Annotated in this window: 17 protein-coding genes and 1 pseudogene; 5 read left to right on the top strand and 13 right to left on the bottom strand. The window is 34.9% G+C overall.

Translation table 11 applies throughout. The annotated features are described in order from the left end of the window. Window positions 1-288: 288 nt before the first annotated feature. The 11 genes from FC57_RS01925 to FC57_RS01880 all read right to left on the bottom strand — a co-directional run bounded on the left by FC57_RS01925 (window position 289) and on the right by FC57_RS01880 (window position 9,582). The gene (locus tag FC57_RS01925) at window positions 289-936 is read right to left on the bottom strand and encodes an antibiotic biosynthesis monooxygenase (protein WP_007126279.1); all 648 of its coding nucleotides are present in this window, start codon (window positions 934-936) and stop codon (window positions 289-291) included. 130 nt (window positions 937-1,066) lie between these two features. Beyond that, window positions 1,067-1,615, bottom strand: a complete 549-nt coding sequence (locus tag FC57_RS01920) for a hypothetical protein (protein WP_007126280.1) — start codon at window positions 1,613-1,615, stop codon at window positions 1,067-1,069. A gap of 215 nt (window positions 1,616-1,830) precedes the next feature. Continuing rightward, window positions 1,831-2,322: a DUF5067 domain-containing protein gene (locus tag FC57_RS01915; RefSeq protein ID WP_007126281.1), complete on the bottom strand. Its 492-nt coding sequence runs from the start codon at window positions 2,320-2,322 to the stop codon at window positions 1,831-1,833. 493 nt (window positions 2,323-2,815) lie between these two features. Continuing rightward, on the bottom strand, window positions 2,816-3,421 hold the full coding sequence (locus FC57_RS01910) for a LysR family transcriptional regulator substrate-binding protein (protein ID WP_040529854.1): 606 nt from the start codon (window positions 3,419-3,421) through the stop codon (window positions 2,816-2,818). Between the two features lies 1 nt (window position 3,422). Beyond that, entirely contained in the window at window positions 3,423-3,584 is a 162-nt protein-coding gene (locus FC57_RS11075) for a hypothetical protein (RefSeq protein ID WP_007126283.1), read from the bottom strand. A gap of 15 nt (window positions 3,585-3,599) precedes the next feature. Further along, the gene (locus FC57_RS01905; RefSeq protein ID WP_007126284.1) at window positions 3,600-4,766 is read right to left on the bottom strand and encodes a GNAT family N-acetyltransferase; all 1,167 of its coding nucleotides are present in this window, start codon (window positions 4,764-4,766) and stop codon (window positions 3,600-3,602) included. A 122-nt stretch (window positions 4,767-4,888) separates the two neighbouring features. Continuing rightward, a complete protein-coding gene (citX, locus tag FC57_RS01900; RefSeq protein WP_007126285.1) occupies window positions 4,889-5,425 on the bottom strand; it encodes a citrate lyase holo-[acyl-carrier protein] synthase in 537 nt (178 codons plus the stop codon). Window positions 5,426-5,439: 14 nt separating this feature from the next. Beyond that, window positions 5,440-6,372 (bottom strand): carbamate kinase, encoded by a 933-nt coding sequence (gene arcC / locus FC57_RS01895; protein WP_040529712.1) that lies wholly within the window; start codon window positions 6,370-6,372, stop codon window positions 5,440-5,442. Window position 6,373: 1 nt separating this feature from the next. Further along, entirely contained in the window at window positions 6,374-7,414 is a 1,041-nt protein-coding gene (gene argF, locus FC57_RS01890) for an ornithine carbamoyltransferase (protein ID WP_040529714.1), read from the bottom strand. A gap of 11 nt (window positions 7,415-7,425) precedes the next feature. Then, window positions 7,426-8,655, bottom strand: coding sequence for an arginine deiminase (arcA, locus tag FC57_RS01885; RefSeq protein WP_007126288.1), 1,230 nt, complete (start codon window positions 8,653-8,655; stop codon window positions 7,426-7,428). Between the two features lie 75 nt (window positions 8,656-8,730). Beyond that, window positions 8,731-9,582, bottom strand: a complete 852-nt coding sequence (locus tag FC57_RS01880; protein ID WP_007126289.1) for a LysR family transcriptional regulator — start codon at window positions 9,580-9,582, stop codon at window positions 8,731-8,733. Between the two features lie 124 nt (window positions 9,583-9,706). Between FC57_RS01880 and FC57_RS01875 the strand changes: the two genes are divergently transcribed. Beyond that, window positions 9,707-11,980 carry an HAD-IC family P-type ATPase gene (locus FC57_RS01875; protein WP_007126290.1) on the top strand — a complete coding sequence of 758 codons (2,274 nt, stop codon included), beginning with the start codon at window positions 9,707-9,709 and terminating at the stop codon, window positions 11,978-11,980. A gap of 52 nt (window positions 11,981-12,032) precedes the next feature. Here the strand turns inward: FC57_RS01875 and FC57_RS01870 are convergent, their stop codons facing one another. Beyond that, a complete protein-coding gene (locus tag FC57_RS01870) occupies window positions 12,033-12,536 on the bottom strand; it encodes an SLAP domain-containing protein (RefSeq protein ID WP_007126291.1) in 504 nt (167 codons plus the stop codon). Window positions 12,537-12,674: 138 nt separating this feature from the next. On the opposite strand from FC57_RS01870, the gene cls reads away from it, so the two are divergent. The 4 genes from cls to FC57_RS01850 all read left to right on the top strand — a co-directional run bounded on the left by cls (window position 12,675) and on the right by FC57_RS01850 (window position 17,225). After that, the gene (gene cls / locus FC57_RS01865) at window positions 12,675-14,165 is read left to right on the top strand and encodes a cardiolipin synthase (RefSeq protein WP_007126292.1); all 1,491 of its coding nucleotides are present in this window, start codon (window positions 12,675-12,677) and stop codon (window positions 14,163-14,165) included. Between the two features lie 129 nt (window positions 14,166-14,294). Then, window positions 14,295-15,068: a homoserine O-succinyltransferase gene (locus FC57_RS01860; RefSeq protein WP_262361607.1), complete on the top strand. Its 774-nt coding sequence runs from the start codon at window positions 14,295-14,297 to the stop codon at window positions 15,066-15,068. 11 nt (window positions 15,069-15,079) lie between these two features. Beyond that, window positions 15,080-16,009 carry a cysteine synthase A gene (cysK, locus tag FC57_RS01855; protein ID WP_007126294.1) on the top strand — a complete coding sequence of 310 codons (930 nt, stop codon included), beginning with the start codon at window positions 15,080-15,082 and terminating at the stop codon, window positions 16,007-16,009. A gap of 124 nt (window positions 16,010-16,133) precedes the next feature. Further along, window positions 16,134-17,225 (top strand): DUF871 domain-containing protein, encoded by a 1,092-nt coding sequence (locus FC57_RS01850; RefSeq protein WP_007126295.1) that lies wholly within the window; start codon window positions 16,134-16,136, stop codon window positions 17,223-17,225. A 134-nt stretch (window positions 17,226-17,359) separates the two neighbouring features. On the opposite strand, the pseudogene ppsA reads toward FC57_RS01850, so the two are convergent. Beyond that, window positions 17,360-19,792: pseudogene (gene ppsA, locus FC57_RS01845) on the bottom strand (phosphoenolpyruvate synthase). Window positions 19,793-19,840: the final 48 nt, after the last annotated feature.

Here is a 19,840-nt window from a genome sequence, read left to right as displayed (position 1 = left end):
AGATTTTTTTCATAGTCTTTTTTAATCCTACTCTTTAACAATCTATTACTTTTTACTTATTCTTTCTTAAACTATTTCCTTTATACTGACAACAATTAAACGAAAGGAAAAAGAACGATGATTAAACTAATCATATTTGGCACAACTTTAGTATTAACAGGTTTAATGGGGATTAGTTCAGTATTACTTAAGAAGCCCGTTGACGTACGAGTTAAGAGAAATCGCTAAAAATAATTAATACAAATAAAAGGACAAGACACATTTTTAATGTCTTGCCCTTTTTCATTATTAAGGACGATAAAAAATTTCTCCTTTATCAAAGACAATATCTGGTTTAAGCAAATGAAGACCTTTACTTTCAACACAGTATTTAGTTGCTTCAAGATATTTCTTGAAGTGTTTAGTTTCAAGATGGCTCTTATAAGCTTCTTCTGTCTTGTATACTTCTAGAGATAACCATTCATTAGGTTGATTCATTACAGTACCAGCAATCATGGCCATAATGCCCTCTTCACTTTCAACGGCCGTTTTCATTTCTTTCAAGACGCCGTTAGCAAATTCATCACCTTTACCCAATTGCACACCAATTTCTGTCATATAAACCACATAGTCGTTAGGACCTGAAATATTCAATTCTTCCGCCTTAGTGGAAATAAATTCTGGCTGTAACTCTACATCAACACGATTAATTAAAATGCCATGAGCAGCCTTTAAAGCCTTTTGATACTCTGCGGAGTTCAAAAATGCTTGATAATGTTCTTCGTCTTGAAAACATTCAACAGCATAGTTCTTATTACCAGTTTCATGACCGCTTTGTACAAATAATGCATTCTTTTCAAATTGAGAAGACAACACGTTTTGGACCAAATTATCATGATTCTTAGGATCAGTTTCTAATTTAAACAAATGTAAAATAGGTGCTTTTTGTAATTTCATTTTTATCCCTCGCTGATTAATTTTTAAAACCTATTATAATAGATTTTTACAAAATCAGCATTTTTTGTTTACTTAACATAATTTTAATTATTAAAAGCGCACAAAAAATGCACCCCTAGGTGCATTTTTCTTACATAGTATAGTTAACTTTTTCAAATTTGAAATTTTTCATTTGCTTGGCAAGCTTTTTACTTCTGTAATAATTACCACCATCATATCTACTCGAGTAAACTAACACGTTATGTTGTTTACCATTAATGATTTGTGGTGTAACTCTATAGAGACTCCATTTTTCGAAAGTAATCCAAGGATCAATTTCATAAAAGACGTCATTTTTCATTTTAGTTATTCTACCAGACATCCAATTTTGGGTAGTTTGGTCAAAAGTTTTTTGATTCTTAATTTTACCATTCAAGTAATTATTAATCGTATCTTTATCTTGTACATAAATCATTCTTCCATTAACTGTATGTGCAGTGAAGGTGATTTTTTTGCCATTATGAGCATCACGATCATAAGAATACCAAGTTCCCTGCATTTTCTTAGGCACAGTTACTATTCCACTTCGACCAAAAGCTGAAGCTTGCACTGAATCAATGTGAGTAACTAATCCACCTAAGCCTAAAACTAATACCATTGAGGTTAAAGGTAATAAATTCTTTTTAAGCATAAAAATCATCTCCAGAATTTTAGTATTTATGTATTCGCTTTCATTACTAATTTTACAGTATTATTACATCAAAAAACAAGTGATTTTTAATCAATTCATTAAAAGTTAATCTATATTTGAATTAAATAGGTAACAAAGGCTTAGTGGTAACCTCATAATTATTCTCTGTTAAAACTCTAGATAAAAAGCATTTATCGTAATGATCGATAAATGCTTCTATAATTTTATTTAACTTTAAAGTAACGTCTAGCTGTTATTTGATTATAACCCTTTTGGAATTCAACCTTAACCTTATTCCGGTTTTCTAAAGTGAACATAATTACACCATTTTTAATAGTTTTATGCGGTTTCAAATTATGTTCCATCTTACCTAGTCCCTTAATCAAAGAAGAGGAATTAGTAGCACCTGTAGTCAATTCTTGCCATTTTCCATGCACTTGCTGATAAGCATTAACACCAGTATAGTTCATCAACATTTCACTCTTAACTGTTTTTTTACCATGGTTAGTAACATTTACCCACAGCACTAGAATCTTCTTACCTTTAAGAGAAGATTTTCTTACTTGTTTCTTCTTAATGTAAAAAGTGAGTGAACCACTTTTGATAGTTTTAGAAGCAGCTTCTACAGTCTGAGGTTGAGAAATGACTGGAGCAATAGTCCCTACTGAAGCAGTCAAGGCTAATGCAACAGCACCCACTTTGATAAATTTTTTCATAATAAACCTCCCTTATGTTTTTAGAAATTTCATCTAAAATTTATCATATCAGAGATTTACTTTACAAAGCAAATAAGTATATACGTAATTTCATTTAGTTTCTATTAATGTTATTTATCACCTACGCTTTTTCGCATATTACAATTTGCAGCACTGCAATAACTGTTTTTTTGGAATTACCCAGCTTCATCATTAACTTAATATAAGAAATAGATTTTTTTAATTATATGTAATTTTAAGCAACAAATTAAATTATTGAAATGAGAAAATAGAGATGAGAAAAACACTTAAGTTTGTTCCAATACTATTCATACATAAGTATTGAAGCATATATTACTTTATTAATTATCTCTTTAACGCTACTTGCACTTTGGCTGTTAGTTAGTACAATCAATATAATTTGCCTACTCAAAAAGCCACACAAAAATGTGGCTTTTAAATTTAACTTTTGATTAACCTAATTTCTAGGTGTCGGTATCCATCTTGTTAAATCTTAATATTCTGTTTTCAAAATTTGGAGAAATTTACTAATTATAGGAGTTTTCTCTTGATAAAATGCTGCAATTGTTTGATGCATTTGCTTTCCTTCATCCAACAAGAAAAGTTGCTGAAGAGAATCATTTTTTATCAATTTTGCAGTATTTTCATTCATTAAGAAATATCCTGAACCTGACGCTACTAAAAGAGCTGCTTCTTCAACTGAATTAGAAGCTATAAATGGACTTTTAATTTGATAGAGATCTTTAAATAAATGTAATTCCGCAGCTTCTTCTTCTGGTTTAGCTACTATGAAACAAGTTAGATCAGTTAATTCAGATTTTTCAATCATCTGAACACCTCTTAGATAACTACCCTTTTGCAGGATAGCCATTAATCCACTTTTACTAATAGTTTCAGAGGAAAAACTATTTTTTTCATCTCGTAAATCATTAATTGCTAAATCGACTTCATGATTAGTTAATTTATCCCAAATTTCATCATGACCTGTTCCCACCAACTTAATATTTACACTAGGATATACTTGCTTTAATTTATCCTTCGCAGCATCTAACTCGCGTCTGCCAAGCTGATCAAAATATGCTATTCTAAGTTGATTCATTTTAATTCTCATCTAATGGTGCATGACCATCTTCTGCAATCCTTTTTTTATCTTTCTTGATTTGATACTTATTGACCATAATCATTAGTGAAATAAGAACATTCAAACCACTAACAATTATACTTACGCACTTTAACAATTTTATTTTCTTCTGTCTGCTCATTTCAAAAGCCTTCCTCTAAAAATAATCATAGAAGGAAACGTCACCCTTTTTGAAGTCAAGCTTCTTTATCTGATAATCAGTGATCAATCCTAGTTTAACAGCTTCACTCATAGTTAGTCGACCTAAAAGAACTTGTGTCCAAGCAGTAATTGAACCAGAAAAATCAACTAGTTCATCTTCTTTTCGACTGCAAGTTACTTGTCCATTCTGACTATTAATTTGCCATACGCCAATATTCCAAGGGCACTGATCATCAGAGTTAACTTCAAGGTTGAAAGTCTCATTTTGAATCGGCTTCGTACATTCAACTATCTGTTTAAAATCGATTATTCGACTCATCATGAATGGACGAACACGAACTTTAAGTTGCCTTTGCTCTGAAAATAATTCTGCCAATAAGGATTTTTCAGGTAAAATCATACAAAATTCTTTAACTGATCCTGCATGAGAATTCATAAATCCCAGCATACTTAATAAACCTTGTGGTGTAATGGAGTACAGCTCATCTGCAATAAATCTCTGTTCCATTAAACGATAGATCAGATAACTCATCGGCCTGCCATCACCATCAAAATAAACAGCTATATGACGATTAGGATAGTAGGTATCTAATCTATTCCACCACCAAGCATCCCTAACCATCGTATTTCTTTCATCATCAGTATGCAATTGGCGTTCATACAATTGAATTACACCATTCTGGACATTAAGGTCATTCCAGTCACCACGGATAACATGTCCATTTCTTGGTAATTTAAAATTCCTTAACGCATTCCCCGAAAATGTATATTCTTTTTGGTAAATACTATTACTAAAACCATACTGCCGATAAAACCCTTCAGAAAAAGGAGCTAAATTAGCCAAGGGGATATTTTGTTCATGCAAATCTTGCAGTATTTCTTTCATCAATTTAGAAATATGGCCTTGCCCCCGATATTCTGGATATGAAGCAACATACCCTATACCAGCCATTGGCAAATGATGTCCAAAGACTTCGCTTTTGAACTGGTTAACCATAATATAGCTAGTTAGTTTCTTTTTATCAAAATAACCATAGCTAGTACTATGATCATAACGTGACATAAAATTAACATCATGTTCTAAATCTTTATTTTTTAAAAAAGCATACTCAATTAAAGTGGCAATTTGATCTAAGTTGTCTTGATTATTTTCTAATTTCATATCTTTTCCTAATAAACATATATACTTATCATTTATCTCACTTTTTATTTTAGATCATTTTGATCAAATTTAGCAGTAATTTTTAAACAAAAATGAAAAGAGAGATAGATATTTAACCTATCTCACTTCACATATTTTTCATATAACCTAGAAATATAGTCCTGCATCTCTACTACCGAATGACGTCTAGAACGAGAACACTCTTTTGCTGGTCGATTACAAAGAAAACAACGTCTTGGCCTTTCTCCAAGATCTTTACGGGAAATTGCAGCTGCCTGATTCTTAACTAAAACATCTGCATCGAATAAACGACCCAGTGATGTATTATCCTCAAAATCAACAGTAGATTTTTTAACAACTTTTGCTGGCAAGTCAAGAATATAGAAATTCTCACAACCAGTATCTTCATCCAACGAAGAAACCAATCGATAGGAATACTCCATATTTTGCCACTTTTTCTCCAACTGCGAAATTCCAAATCTAAACAATTTCTCCAAATAACAATTATTTTTAATCGGACCAGGAATATTCAAATTGATATCAACAAGTGTCCCTATTGGATATTTAGTAAAAATTGCTTGTTGCAGAGCTACTCTTTTATCTTTAGCACTTAAAACATGAGCAATATCTTGCGGCTTTCCTTCATTAAAAATATTCATTCATAATCACCGCATTAATTATAAACGATTGTGCCAACTTCATCATTGAGTTTATTTGCATTTCTTAAAGAAGTAATAATAGCTCTATTCCCTGTTTTTTCAACAAACTCAATTGCAGCCTCAATTTTAGGTTTCATACTACCAGCCGCAAAGTGACCATCTTTAAGATACTGCTTTAACTGATCTACTTTAACTTTACCAATGGCCGTTTGATTAGCCTCATTGTAATTCAAATATGCATTATCAACAGTGGTTAGAATAACTAATTCATCGGCATTGATATCTTCAGCCATCTTAGCGGCACTAAAATCTTTATCAATTACTCCAGCCACGCCATCTAAATGACCATGATCAACAACCACAGGAATGCCCCCACCACCAGCAGCGATGGGTACAAAATTATTATTTAGCAAATTCTTGATAATTGGAGCATTTACAATTTCTAATGGCTTAGGCGAAGCAACAACTTGCCGATATCCTCGTCCTGCATCTTGTTTATAAATATAATCTGGATGATAAATTCGTTGTTTTTGCATTTCATTGAAATTATAAAAGGGACCTATTGGTTTGGTAGGATTGTTGAATGCAGGATCGTTAATGTCAACGATTGTTTGAGTGACCAAAGCAACTGCTTGGCTTGGATAATTATCATGTTTGAATTGATCATCCAAAGCTTTTTGCATCCAGTAACCAATGCTGCCTTGAGTCATCGCACTAATTGTATCAAGCGGCATTGCGGGATTAGCGTCACTAGCACCCTTATGTTGTTGTAACAACAGATTTCCTACCTGTGGCCCATTACCATGTGTAATAGCCACTTGATCCCCATTTTCAATCATCTGGGCTATGACTTTCATCGTCTTCCTGACTGCCTTTTGCTGGGCAGTAGCGCTATTATCATTAGCTTGAATCGCATTGCCTCCGAGAGCAACAACTATCTTTTTCATTTTAGTTGCCTCTTTCATTAACGCTAGGAATAAATAAATTACCTAAAGTTGCAGCCATTATAGCCTTGATAGAGTGAAGTCTATTTTCAGCTTCAGTAAATTGCCAAGCATATTTAGAATTAAAGACCTCATCTGTCACTTCCATTTCACTTAAGCCATACTTTTGATAGATTTCCTCACCAACTACTGTACTGCGATCATGAAAAGCTGGTAAACAGTGCATAAAAATCAGTTGATCATCAGGCGTACCCGTAGCTTTCATCATTTTCATATTGACAGTATATGGCTTCAAAAGCTTAATTCTCTCGCTCCAGTCATTTTCACCCATCGATACCCAAACATCGGTATAAATAACATTAGCTCCCTTAACGCCTTGTTGAATATCATCTGTAATTAAGTTTTGTGATCCAGAATCTTTTGCAAATTTTTCCGCAATAGCTTGAACGTCTTGATGAGTAAATAATGGCTTAGGAGTTACAATATGAATATTTACTCCTAGCATGCTGCCAGCAACTAATAGACTGTCCGCAACATTATCACGACCATCACCCACATAAGCTAAAGTTAGCCCTTTTAAATGACCAAACTTTTCTTTGATAGTCATAAAATCAGCCAGCATTTGAGTTGGATGCCATTTATCAGTCAAGCCATTCCAAACAGGTACACCTGAATATTTAGCTAAATCCTCAACATCTTTTTGCGCAAAACCGCGATATTCGATCCCATCAAACATTCTGCCTAATACTTTAGCAGTATCTTTAACGCTTTCTTTCTTGCCTAAATGGATTTCACCAGCACCCATATACTCTGGATTTGCCCCGAGATCATTGCAAGCAACTACAAAGGCAGAACGAGTTCTTGTAGAAGACTTTTCAAAAAGCAAAGCAATGTTTTTGCCTTTTAAATATTCATGTGGAATGTGTTCTCTCTTTAACTCTTTTAAATGAAGCGCAAAATCAATCAGATACTCAATTTCTGCTGGTGTATAGTCTTTACAGTCTAAAAAACTTCTGCCTTGAAAAACATTTTGTAAATACTTCATTTTTTTGCCTCTCATAAATCTTCACGAACAAGTGGACATGACATGCATCTTGGACCACCACGACCACGGGATAGCTCACTTGAACGAACTTCATGCACCAAAATGCCATGTTTTCTCAATAAATCATTAGAAACATAATTACGATCATAAGTAACTACTTCGCCAGGTGCAATTGCCAACGTATTAGAACCATCGTTCCATTGCTCTCGCGGTGCAGCAATAGGATCCGCGCCACCCGTTGGAATTAAATCAATTTCTGACAAATGCAAATATTCTTTCAGTACGGCCAGAAGATCATTTCTTGGTGTAATCCGAACATCACCTTTTCCATCCGGCTGCAGTACATAAATATCGATTTTACCAGATTTAGTTAAAATAAAGGGATTCACTGTAAACTGATCATAATTAATCATTGTGAACACCGTATCTAAGTGCATCATTGCATGACTGTGCGGAATCTTGATTGCTAAAATTGTATCAAAACTCGAATGCCCAAAAAGGTTACGTGCTAAATCACTAATGGCTGTAGCTGATGTTCTCTGTGAAATACCAACTGCTAACACATGATTATTTAGAATTAGCTCGTCCCCACCTTCAATTCGACCGTGTGTATCACGATCACGCCAAATTGGAATATCTTGATCCTTAAAATCAGGATGATGCTCAAGAATTGTTTTCATAAAGAGCGATTCCCGTCTTCTTGCTCTAAAAGTCATCCGGTTAATCGTCATGCCGTTGCCAATTGCCGCTTGTTGATCACGAGTAAAGTAAACGTTGGGCATCGGATCCATATAAAATGGATAATCAGGATCTTCAGCTAAATCAGCTAACGTTGGTTCTACATTCTTAATCTCGCTCTTTTTAATTCCAGCGATTACTTGTTTTACCATTAATTTTGGTGGCATATTAAGCAAGTATTCCAAAAGCAGTTGATGTAAAGGGTCATTGTTTTTAATACCAGACTCTTCGAGTAATTTATCTAAGAAATTAATTCTAGTTTCTTTTTTAACCAATGACTCAGCTAAAAGGTCTTCTAAGTAAACAACATGAATCCCTTGCTTTTTTAAAGTTTGAGCAAAATAGTCATGTTCTTCCTGTGCAATTTTCAAATAAGGAATATCATCAATCAACATCCGATTAAGAATATCTGGAGAAAGATTCTCTAATTCTTTGCCAGGTCGATGAAGCATAACTGTTTTTAATTTACCAATTTCTGAATAAATATGAATAGGACTACTCATCAAATCATCCCTCCTGTCTAATTTTGCATCCGCTTACATTTATTATGGATCAATTAGACAAAAGTTACAATTCTCTCAGCTGATTGATTTAATTATTTTATCCATTAATGGTGTAACCTGCTCGTCTTTCCGCCATACTAGTTGCAAATGAGTAATCCAATTAGCATGTTTCACCGGAATCATTATTTTTTTAGCATAAGTTGTAGCAATAGATTCAGGAACTAATGCAATTCCCATCTTTCTCTTAGCCCAGGTAATTGCTGTTCGAGAATCATCGCATTTAACTGCGTAAAAAGGTTTAAACCCATGATGAGCAAAAGTTTGATTGAAAATGTCTTCAAAACGTCGATAAATAATTAATGGTTGATTGGCTAAATCTTTAATGTACAACTGCTTTTTCTTTCTTAATTCAGGATCCACTGTAACTGCCATCATTTTCTCCGTGGTCAAAGTCTTAGCGTTCAGGCCATTACGATTGTAGGGCGTACGAACAATCCCTAAGTCAATGGTCTTCTTTTCTAACTTATCTATAATGCCAAAAGTATTATCTTCATAAATATCAAAACTTATTTCTGGATAGAATTTAATCAAATTTTGAAAAGAAGGCATAGGAATTAATCCTGTCGATGAAGATGCCATTCCAATTGCAATTGTACCTAATTCACCAGAAATCGTTTTATGTACTTGATTGCGTGCATTTTGTGCCAAAGACAGTATCTCTGTAGCATAACTTTGAAGTATCTGCCCTGCATCAGTTAACTCAACACCATGAGCAGTTCGTTTAAAAAGCTGTGCGCCTAATTCTTTTTCAAGTTGCTTTAATTGATAACTAAGTGGTGGTTGAGCTATATAAAGTCTTTCAGCAGCAGAAGTAATCTGCTTCTCTTCTGCCACTACAAGAAAATAACGTAATTGTTTAAGGTTCATAATCTATCCTTTTTATTTTTCAAATTAGTGATATTAAAAAATTTTATATCTTATATTGTATTTCAGTATTTTAATTGCAGCAATTTATGTGCTAATTTAATAAGGTAGATTTGGAGGGAATAAAATGTCTGAACAATTACATGGCTTAACTCAAGCCGAAGCGGACAAGCGACTTAAAGAAGATGGCTTAAATGAAGTACCTGAGCCAGAATATAATTTCTTTAAGGAATTCTTGTCAAAGTTATGGAATCTTTCCGCCTGGATCCTCGAAGGAGCTTTAATCCTTGAATGTATTCTAGGCAAGTGGGTACAATCATTATTTGTTTTATTAATGCTTTTATTTGCAGCCTTTAATGGTGCATCTAAAAAGAAGCAATCAAGGCGAGTACTAAATACTATCTCACATAAATTAACGCCAACAGTTGCTGTAGAACGTGATGGCAAATGGATTAGAATTGATTCAAAGCAATTAGTCAAAGGTGATTTAATCTCACTACAACGTGGTGACGTCTTAGCTGCTGACGTTAGAATCGCTGATGGTCATTTAGCTTGCGATGAAAGCTCAATTACTGGAGAATCTAAGCCTGTTAAAAAAGAAATTGATAGTACGGCTTACGCTGGTACTACTGTGGTAGAAGGCGATGGCTTGGCTATTGTTACAGCTACTGGTAAGGACTCCAGAAGTGGCAAAACAATTAATTTGATCAACAATTCAGCTGCTCCTGGTCACTTGCAACAGCTCTTAACAAAGATTATTTATTATCTTTGCCTGCTTGATGGTGTCCTTACTCTGATAATCATTATCGCCTCATTCTTCAAAGGTGGTAATTTCAACACCTTCATTAATATGCTTCCATTCTTGGCTATGATGTTTATTGCTTCAATTCCTGTCGCAATGCCATCAACTTTTGCACTTTCTAATTCATTTGAAGCTACACGACTCAGCAAAGAAGGCGTTCTAACTTCTGACTTAACGGGTATTCAAGATGCAGCTAACTTAAATCTCTTATTACTCGACAAAACGGGAACGATTACTGAAAATAAAACTGCGGTTGCTGGATGGACTGATTTAAGTGATTTACCAGATAAAGACGTTTTAGCCTTAACAGGTGCCGCTACTGATAAGAGAAATGCTGGTATTATTGATATCGCCATTGATGAATTTTTAAATAAAAAGAGCATCCCTGTAATAAAGGCTAATAATTTCACCCCATTTACTTCTGATACTGGTTACTCAATGGCTGATGTTGATGGTCATAATGTCAAATTAGGTTCATTCAAACAATTATCTCTAATAGATAAAACGGCTAATGAAAAAGTTGAGGATATTAATTTTAAGGCTGGTCGTTCCGTGGCTGTTTTAATTGATAATCAACTTGCTGGTGTCTTTATTTTGCAAGATAAAGTTAGAAAAGATTCTAAGGCTGCCCTTGCAGAACTTAAGAAACGTGGCGTTCGTCCTATCATGTTAACCGGTGACAATCAAAGAACTGCTGCAGCAGTCGCTGAGCAAGTTGATTTAACTGGTGAAGTCATTTCAATTCATGATTTCAATGAAAATACTGACATTAATCAATTAGCTGGTATTGCTGACGTATTGCCTGAAGATAAACTGAAAATGGTAAAATTCTTCCAAAAGAAAGGTTACATCGTGGGCATGACTGGAGACGGTGTCAATGACTCACCTGCTTTAAAACAAGCGGAAGTCGGTATTGCTGTATCCAACGCAGCAGATGTGGCTAAACGTTCAGGTAAGATGGTTCTTTTAGATGATGGTTTAACTTCAATTATTAAGATCCTTGATGCCGGTCACCGTGTATATCAAAGAATGACTACTTGGTCTTTAACCAAATTAGCCAGAACTGCTGAATTAACCATGCTATTAACCTTTGGTTATCTTTTCTTTAATTATATTCCAATGGCTTTAAATGCTATGGTTATCTATACTATTATGAACAACATGGTTACTATGATGATTGGTACCGATAGAACGCACATCACTTACAAGCCAGAGAACTGGGATATGGCTAAACTAGCCAAAATTGCCTTTTCTTTGGCTGCAGGCTGGACCTTAATTGGTTTCATCTTTGTTTGGTATCTCAATACTCATGGTTGGGCACACAATTCTATTTCAACGATGGTTTATGTTTATTTAGTACTTAGCGCAATGCTGATTGTTTTAATTACTCGAACACGTAAATACTTCTGGCAAGACTATCCATCTAAATTAGTGGGTATTGTACAAATTGCTGATGTAATTTTAACTTTTATCCTCGCTCTGTGTGGTTTAGCAATGGCACAAATTAGTTGGCAGAATTTGCTAATTACCGTAGTCGTTGCAGTTATTGCAGCAGTATTAATTGACTTGGTTTACCAACCTGTAATGAAAAATAGATAACTAAAAAAGAGAGGTTGCAATCGCAACTTCTCTTTTTTATGCTCTAATACATTTAATAATTAATGATAGTAGTTAAAACATTAAAAGCTTTAACATATTGACCTTCTGCAATCTTAATAAAAGGCTTTTCATTAATTTCTTTATGACCCAAATTATTTACTTTAGCTCCCCGTTTTACAAACTTACCAGGGATCTTTTCACCATTCTCATCGTAAATAAATGATGGTCTCTTTATTCTATTTTCAACTTTCATAGTTGGCTTTAAATATGGCAAGAAAGCCTCTTCTTTAACGAATCTATTTCTGCCAATTTTAACATAAGTGTCACCATTGATAATACGAAGTGCACGAATCTTGTATACTCTACCCTTTCTTAAATGACCAACTTTAACACCTTTTTTATTAAAAACTGTAGCTTTTCTAGTTAAATTTAATCTCTTACCTTGTTGAATTGGATTAGCAACAGCTGCACTAACTGATTGGGTAGTAGTTGCAGCTCCTAAGCCCAAAGCCATCAAAGTTAAGCCGGCAATGTAAATAATCTTCTTTCTCATCATTGTCACTACCCCCGTCTAATAAATTCGTATTTTTTATCTCCACTTCTATTTTATCAGAGAATAAATAATTGGAGTCATTTTTTTAGATAATATCTGCTAAAATTACTTATTGATACTATTTAAGGGAGTAATTTATCAATGATGTTAACTTGGGATGTTATACGACGAACCATTGAAGTTTTATGGTTAATCAATATTGCTTTTGCTGTTTGGACTGTCTTTAGAAGTCAACGCAGTGTAGTCGCAACTTGGGCTTGGATGCTTGTTTTGACTGTCTTGCCTGGTATTGGTTTTATCCTTTATCTGTTTTTCGGGCGCCAACTTTCACAGGATGAAATTTTCGCTATCCAAGAGGAACAGAAAAAGGCACGTAATTATTATTTAAATAAACAACGCAAAATGTTAGAGGGACATGATCTCCTTCCTGAAAAGGAACGCGTACCCCGAGCTCGAATGTTATCTGAACTCAATCTAAATAATGACGATGCTATTTTAACTTTTGCAAATAAAGTTAAGATTTTCACTGATGGGCCACAATTATTTGAACAAATGATCAAAGATATTAGAATGGCTAAAAAATCTGTTAGTCTTGAGTTTTATACATTTTATGCTGACAATCTAGGCAAAAGGGTTTTAAACGCTCTGGAAGAAGCTGCTAAAAATGGAGCTAAAGTTAGAGTGATTTATGATACCTCTGGATCGCGCGGTACTAAACCAGCTTTTTTCGATCATTTAAGAGAATTAGGCGGTCAAGCACAACCATTTATTTCTACTTCGAAAAAGCACTGGTTTACCACTCCACGACTAAACTACCATTTACACCGAAAACTGGTAATTATTGATCATGAAATTGGTTATATTGGTGGCTTTAATATTGGTGATCAATATGTAAATCAATCTAAAAAATTTGGTCATTGGCGTGACACTCATCTACGAGTTGTAGGTCAATCTCCAGTTTTAATGGAGGCGAGATTCGCCATGGATTGGAATACCTCGACTAGAAGAACCAGTTTACCAAAATTCGAATTAAAAGAACTTAAGAAATTTACTATTGATCGTAAAGACTTTAATCAAAAAGATAATGTAGCTATGCAAATTGTCTCTTCTGGTCCAGATAACCAACATTATGGCATTCGCCGTGGCTATGAGGGGATTATCGCCAGTGCTAAAAAATATATCTATATTCAAACGCCGTATCTTATTCCAGAAGATTCAATTCTTGAAGCGTTAATCGTTTCCGCAAATAGTGGTGTTGATGTTCGTATCATGATTCCATGTATGCCAGATCATCCATTTGTTTATCGTGCAACAGAATACTATGCTAAGTATTTGGTAGCACATGGCGTCAAAGTTTATAAATATAATGATGGCTTTATTCATGCTAAGACTATGGTAAGTGGATCAGACATATCTTCTGTAGGTTCAGCTAATCAAGATTTCCGTAGTTATACATTGAACTTTGAAGTAAACTCATTCAACTATAACCCAGTCCTAGCACAAGAATTAAAAACTATTTTCGAAAAAGACCTGGAAGAATGTACTCTTTTAACTAATGAATACTTTGCCAAACAATCTTCATGGTTAAAATTCAAACAATACTTTTCTAGATTGCTTTCACCGATCTTTTAAATATTTTTCAAACTGACAGTAATGTCAGTTTTTTTGTACAATCATTTTTCTTTACTTATTTTTGATAAGCTATATAATTAAGATAACTTGTAAAAAGTAAGGAGGTATAAACTTGGCACTAACACTAGAATAGGTGTATTAAACCTAATGCATAACAAAATGGATACGCAAAAACGTTTTAAGACTGTACTACCTAAAGTGAATCTAACTTTTTTCTACCCACGTATGCATTATCAAGATCGTCCTGTTCCAATGGATGTTGCTTCTACATCAAAGCCACTTAACCTTAATCAAATACGTAACTTTGACGGTTTTATTATCACAGGCGCACCCATTGATCACCTTGATTTCAAAAATGTCACTTACATTGAAGAAATTCGATGTTTGCTCCAAGAACTGAATAAATATAAAGTACAACAACTTTATTTCTGTTGGGGCGCAATGGTCGCAATGAATTACTTCTATGGTATTGAAAAAAGGATTTTACCTGAGAAAATCTTCGGCATCTATTCTCATTTAATAATCGAGCCGCATCCCTTATTAAATGGCTTAAGCCAAGGTTTTATTGCTCCCCATGCACGTTATGCAGAAATGGACAAAAAGCAGATTATGCAGAATCCTCGTTTAACCATAAATTCAATTGATGATAATGGTCATCTTTTTATGGTATCTGCTAAAGATAAGCCTGAACAAAACTTTATCTTTTCACACATCGAATATGATCGTAATGGCTTAAGAGATGAATATCAACGTGAAATTGCTGCTCATCCTGACCGCCATTATAAGAAGCCAGAAAATTATTCGTTGTCCACCCCACTTTTTCAGTGGCAAGACACTCAGAAGATATTTTTCAATAATTGGTTAAAAGAAGTAGAAAGTAATAAATTAGTTTTAAATAAATAAGAGGTTAGTATATGAGTACAATTTATAATTCAATTACAGAGTTAATCGGCAATACACCATTATTAAAATTAAATCGCATCGTGCCAGAAGACGCTGCCGATGTTTACGTAAAATTAGAATTTGAAAATCCCGCTGGTTCTATTAAAGACAGAATTGCCTTAGCAATGATTGAAAAAGCAGAAAGAGATGGAAATTTGCAACCTGGTGGTACAATCGTTGAACCAACTTCTGGCAATACAGGAATTGGTTTAGCCATGGTAGCTGCTGCTAAAGGCTATCATATTATTATCGTCATGCCTGAAACAATGAGTGTTGAACGTCGCAAATTGATGAAAGGTTATGGTGCAGAACTAATTTTAACGCCTGGTGCTGAAGGCATGAAAGGCTCAATTGCTAAAGCTGAGGAGCTAGTTAAGGAAAAAGGTTACTTCATGCCAATGCAATTTGACAATCCTGAAAATCCTAATATTCACGAATTAACTACTGGTCCTGAAATTATTGGTGCTATGAATGGAATTGGCAAATCAATTGATGCATTTGTAGCTGGGGTCGGCACTGGTGGTACTCTTTCAGGAATTGGTCGTGCATTAAAACGTGAAAACAGCCATACTAAGGTTTACGCATTGGAGCCAGCTGAGTCTCCTCTTCTCAAGGACGGCAAGACCGGTAAACACGGTATTCAAGGTATTGCAGCTGGTTTTATTCCTAAAAACCTAGATAAGAATGTTTATGATGGTGTAGTGGAAGTCTCAACGGAAGAAGCTATGACTACTGCTCGCGAAGTGGCTAAAAATGAAGGTTTTTTGCCAGGTATTTCTGCCGGGGCAAATATTCATGGTGCACTAGAATTAGCTAAAAAACTTGGCAAAGGGCATACTGTAGTAACTGTAGTGCCCGATGGCGGTGATCGTTACCTTTCAACTGCTTTATTTAGCGAATAAGTTTAATAACATCAAAAGAGATGAGTTTTTTTACTCATCTTTTTTTATTAGGCTATTGGACTAGACCTTTAATAATAAATCATTTATAATTGGTATAGACAGCTAGAAAAGTGAGGTATTATAGATGACTATGAGATCATTAGGTCTGTCCATTTATCCAGACCATAGCAATTTTGAAGAAGATGCCAAATATTTAACATTAGGACATAAATATGGCTTCTCACGTATCTTTATGAGCATGCTTGAGATACAAGGTAGTCCTGCGGAGACACAAGCCAAATACAAGAAAATCATTGAATATGGTAATAAATTAGGTTATCAAACTTTTCTTGATGTTTCACCACAATTATTCAAAAAATTAGGTATTGACTATTCTGATCTTAAATTCTTTGCGGATATTGGGACAACTGGAATAAGATTAGATGAAGCATTCAATGGCGCAACAGAAGCTATGCTTTCCTATAACCCATATGGTCTAATCATTGAATTAAATATGAGCAACAATGTTGATTACCTAAACAACATCATTTCTTATCAAGCTAATGAGCCATTTATCTACGGTTGCCATAATTTTTATCCACAACGAGGAACCGGTTTACCCTATAACTTTTTCCTAGATTGTAGCAAACGATTCAAGAGATTTAACATTCATACTGCAGCATTTGTTTCTAGTCAAACAGGTACAATGGGACCTTGGAATGTGGAAGATGGCTTACCTACTCTTGAAGAGGATCGCGACTTACCAATTGATGTTCAAGCTATGCATCTTTTCGCCTCTAATTTAATTGACGATGTCATTATTGGAAATGCCTATGCAAGCGAAGATGAACTTAGAGCATTATCACAAGTTAATCGTTATCAATTGCAGCTTCATATTGATTATGTCGACGGAATCAATAACATTGAAAAAAAGATCGTTGAAGAAACACAGCATTTTCGTCGCGGAGATATGAATACCACAGTTATTCGTTCCACAATTCCAAGAGTAACTTATAAAGATATTCCTAACCCATTACACGATAATGAAGAAATCTTTAAGCGTGGCGATGTCCTAATTGGTAATGATGATTTTGGCATCTATAAAAATGAATTACAAATTGTATTAGAGCCACACAAAGACTCAAGAAAGAATAAAATTGGCTCTATTCGAAAAGATGAATTATTTCTATTAGACTTCATTAAACCTTGGACTAAATTTAAATTAATTGGTAGATAAAAAACAAATCTCCCTAAAGGAATTTTCCTTTAAGGAGATTTTTAAATTTCTGTTGATTTTGCACCGATCGCAGATGCAATACTTTCTTTAGTATAGCGATCTTTATCAGCTAGATCAATAGTTTATTTAATTTATTACCATTCGTAGTCAGTTGGATCTTGTCTGCCTAACCCTGTAGCATGGTCAAGTAAAATTCTTTGCTCAAAGTGAGCAACATTCAACTTGGTTTGCTTTACCATATCTGGGTTTACTGATACATAGTCGATACCGCTTCTTACTAAGAATTCAGTGAATTCTGGATACTCAGATGGAGCTTACCCACAAATAGAAACGGTCTTGCCATCTTTGTGAGCAGCTTTGATTAAGTGACGGATCGCTCTCTTGACAGCTAAGTTACGTTCATCAAATAAGTGAGAAACGATGTCGCTGTTACGGTCACAACCTAAGATCAACATGGTCAAGTCATTGGAACCAATTGAGTAACCATCAACATATTGGTTGAATTGATCAGCTAAGATAATGTTTGAAGGAATTTCAGCCATCATATAAACCTTGAAGTCTGCACTTCTTACCAAGCCTTCATCAGCCATAATTGAAGTTACCTTACGAGCTTCTTCAACAGTTCTGCAGAATGGAATCATAACATTCAAGTTCTTTAAACCGTATTCATTACGAACTTTCTTAACAGCTTGTAATTCAAGCTTAAATGCTGGTAAGTACTTAGGATCGTAATATCTTGAAGCACCACGCCAACCTAATAGGTCAGCTGATTCATGTGGTTCATACTTTTCTCCACCCTTTAAGTTACGATATTCGCCTGACTTAAAGTCTGAGAATCTTAGGACAACTGGACGTGGAGCCATAGCACGAGCTACCTTACTAATGCCATTAGCTAATTCGTTAACTACTCTTTCTGGATGACCGGTTTCAATCAAGTAAAGTGGGTGTTGGTGAATATAAGTAGTCCATAAGAACTCTTCACGCATCAAACCAATACCGTCAGCTGGTAAGCTGGAGTACTTCTCTGCTAAATCAGGGTCACCTAAGTTCATCATGACTCTAGTAGCTGTTGGTGGGAAGTATTCAGCAACACTAGTAGTAGGAGCTTGACTTGCTTGTGGTTTCTTAGCTTCTTCGATCTTGCCCTGATATACAACACCGTCTTTGGCATCAACAGTTACTTCTTGACCTGTCTTTAAAATTCTGGTTGCAGCAGAGCCACGAGAACTAGTGCCTACCAAACATGGAATTTGCATTTCACGAGAAACGATAGCTGCGTGACAAGTCATACCACCATTATTGGTAATAATAGCACTAGCCTTCTTCATTGCAGGAACCCAATCAGGTGAGGTCATCAACGTTACTAGAATTTCACCCTTCTTGAATTCTTTAATGTCCTTAGGATCATCAATCACATGAACAATACCACTTGCTAAACCTGGACTTGCTGGCAAACCTTTCAATAATACTTTATGATCTGTAGTTACTTGCTCATCTTCAGTCTTAGCTTTTTCACCATTCTTCTTGCGTTGTGACCAAACTGTCTCAGGACGAGCTTGTACTAACCATAACTTATTGTTTTGATCCAAAGACCATTCCATATCCATGTAACAGCCATAGTGCTTTTCAATTTGTTCAGCATAACCAGCAAGTTCAATAACTTGTTCATCAGTTAATGCTGGTTTCTTAGCAATATCTTCAGGAACATCTTTTTGCTCAACGCCACCACCTGGCAAACGAATCAATTCAATATTCTTGTTATTGATGGTTTTGCTTGAAATAGTCATTGACTTCTTATCAACAACATAGTTATCAGGAGTTACAGTGCCTTGGACAATATATTCACCTAAGCCCCATGAACCTTCGATCATTACCTTGGTATCATCACCAGTAGCTACGTTAACCGTGAACATAACACCTGCAGCCTTTGAGAAGGCCATCATTTGGATAGCAGCTGATAAAGCAACCTTTTCTTCTGGGAAGTGTTGCTTAATCCGGTAGTAAGTTGCACGATCAGTATAAAGTGATGCATAACAATCTTGTACCTTGCGAATAACGTTATCACGTCCATGAACGTTTAAGTAAGTATCTTGTTCACCTGCAAAACTTGCATTTGGCAAATCTTCAGCAGTAGCACTTGAACGAACTGCTACATAAGGTTCATTTTGACCCATTTTCTTAGCTAATTGATCGTATGAATCACCGATTATGGTAGCTAAGATTTCTGGCATCTTTGCGCTCTTAATAACTTTTCTAATGCTTGATGCTACACGGTGCAATTGATCTGAATCTTCAGGATCCTTCAATGTTGCCAAAAGTTTATCCACTTTCTCACGGCAACCAGTAGTTTCCATGAAGTAACGATATGCTGTCGATGTTGTAGCATAACCATAAGGGACTGGGACATTTGTTCCAGATGTCAATTCACCTAATGATGAAGACTTACCACCAACTAAATTGACATCTTTACGACGCAATTGATCAAACCAAAGGACAAAAGCCTTTTTTCTATCTTCATCGGTCAATTGACCAACATCATCATTAACAACAATATTTGTATCTTTCATAGAATTCACACTTTCCGAAACAAGTGATACAATCCCACTAAAGTGGAC

This window comes from Lactobacillus ultunensis DSM 16047, assembly GCF_001436305.1.
GTDB lineage: Bacteria > Bacillota > Bacilli > Lactobacillales > Lactobacillaceae > Lactobacillus > Lactobacillus ultunensis.
The sequence above is the reverse complement of the archived record's forward strand: the minus strand, read 5'-3'. Positions and strand labels throughout refer to the sequence as shown.

What these genes read in the sequence shown, in the direction of transcription:
- FC57_RS01925 (WP_007126279.1), bottom strand. Translation starts at nt 936, where the DNA reads ATGAAATTACAAAAAGCACCTATTTTACATTTGTTTAAATTAGAAACT.
- FC57_RS01920 (WP_007126280.1), bottom strand. Translation starts at nt 1,615, where the DNA reads ATGATTTTTATGCTTAAAAAGAATTTATTACCTTTAACCTCAATGGTA.
- FC57_RS01915 (WP_007126281.1), bottom strand. Translation starts at nt 2,322, where the DNA reads ATGAAAAAATTTATCAAAGTGGGTGCTGTTGCATTAGCCTTGACTGCT.
- FC57_RS01910 (WP_040529854.1), bottom strand. Translation starts at nt 3,421, where the DNA reads ATGAATCAACTTAGAATAGCATATTTTGATCAGCTTGGCAGACGCGAG.
- FC57_RS11075 (WP_007126283.1), bottom strand. Translation starts at nt 3,584, where the DNA reads ATGAGCAGACAGAAGAAAATAAAATTGTTAAAGTGCGTAAGTATAATT.
- FC57_RS01905 (WP_007126284.1), bottom strand. Translation starts at nt 4,766, where the DNA reads ATGAAATTAGAAAATAATCAAGACAACTTAGATCAAATTGCCACTTTA.
- citX (WP_007126285.1), bottom strand. Translation starts at nt 5,425, where the DNA reads ATGAATATTTTTAATGAAGGAAAGCCGCAAGATATTGCTCATGTTTTA.
- arcC (WP_040529712.1), bottom strand. Translation starts at nt 6,372, where the DNA reads ATGAAAAAGATAGTTGTTGCTCTCGGAGGCAATGCGATTCAAGCTAAT.
- argF (WP_040529714.1), bottom strand. Translation starts at nt 7,414, where the DNA reads ATGAAGTATTTACAAAATGTTTTTCAAGGCAGAAGTTTTTTAGACTGT.
- arcA (WP_007126288.1), bottom strand. Translation starts at nt 8,655, where the DNA reads ATGAGTAGTCCTATTCATATTTATTCAGAAATTGGTAAATTAAAAACA.
- FC57_RS01880 (WP_007126289.1), bottom strand. Translation starts at nt 9,582, where the DNA reads ATGAACCTTAAACAATTACGTTATTTTCTTGTAGTGGCAGAAGAGAAG.
- FC57_RS01875 (WP_007126290.1), top strand. Translation starts at nt 9,707, where the DNA reads ATGTCTGAACAATTACATGGCTTAACTCAAGCCGAAGCGGACAAGCGA.
- FC57_RS01870 (WP_007126291.1), bottom strand. Translation starts at nt 12,536, where the DNA reads ATGATGAGAAAGAAGATTATTTACATTGCCGGCTTAACTTTGATGGCT.
- cls (WP_007126292.1), top strand. Translation starts at nt 12,675, where the DNA reads ATGATGTTAACTTGGGATGTTATACGACGAACCATTGAAGTTTTATGG.
- cysK (WP_007126294.1), top strand. Translation starts at nt 15,080, where the DNA reads ATGAGTACAATTTATAATTCAATTACAGAGTTAATCGGCAATACACCA.
- FC57_RS01850 (WP_007126295.1), top strand. Translation starts at nt 16,134, where the DNA reads ATGACTATGAGATCATTAGGTCTGTCCATTTATCCAGACCATAGCAAT.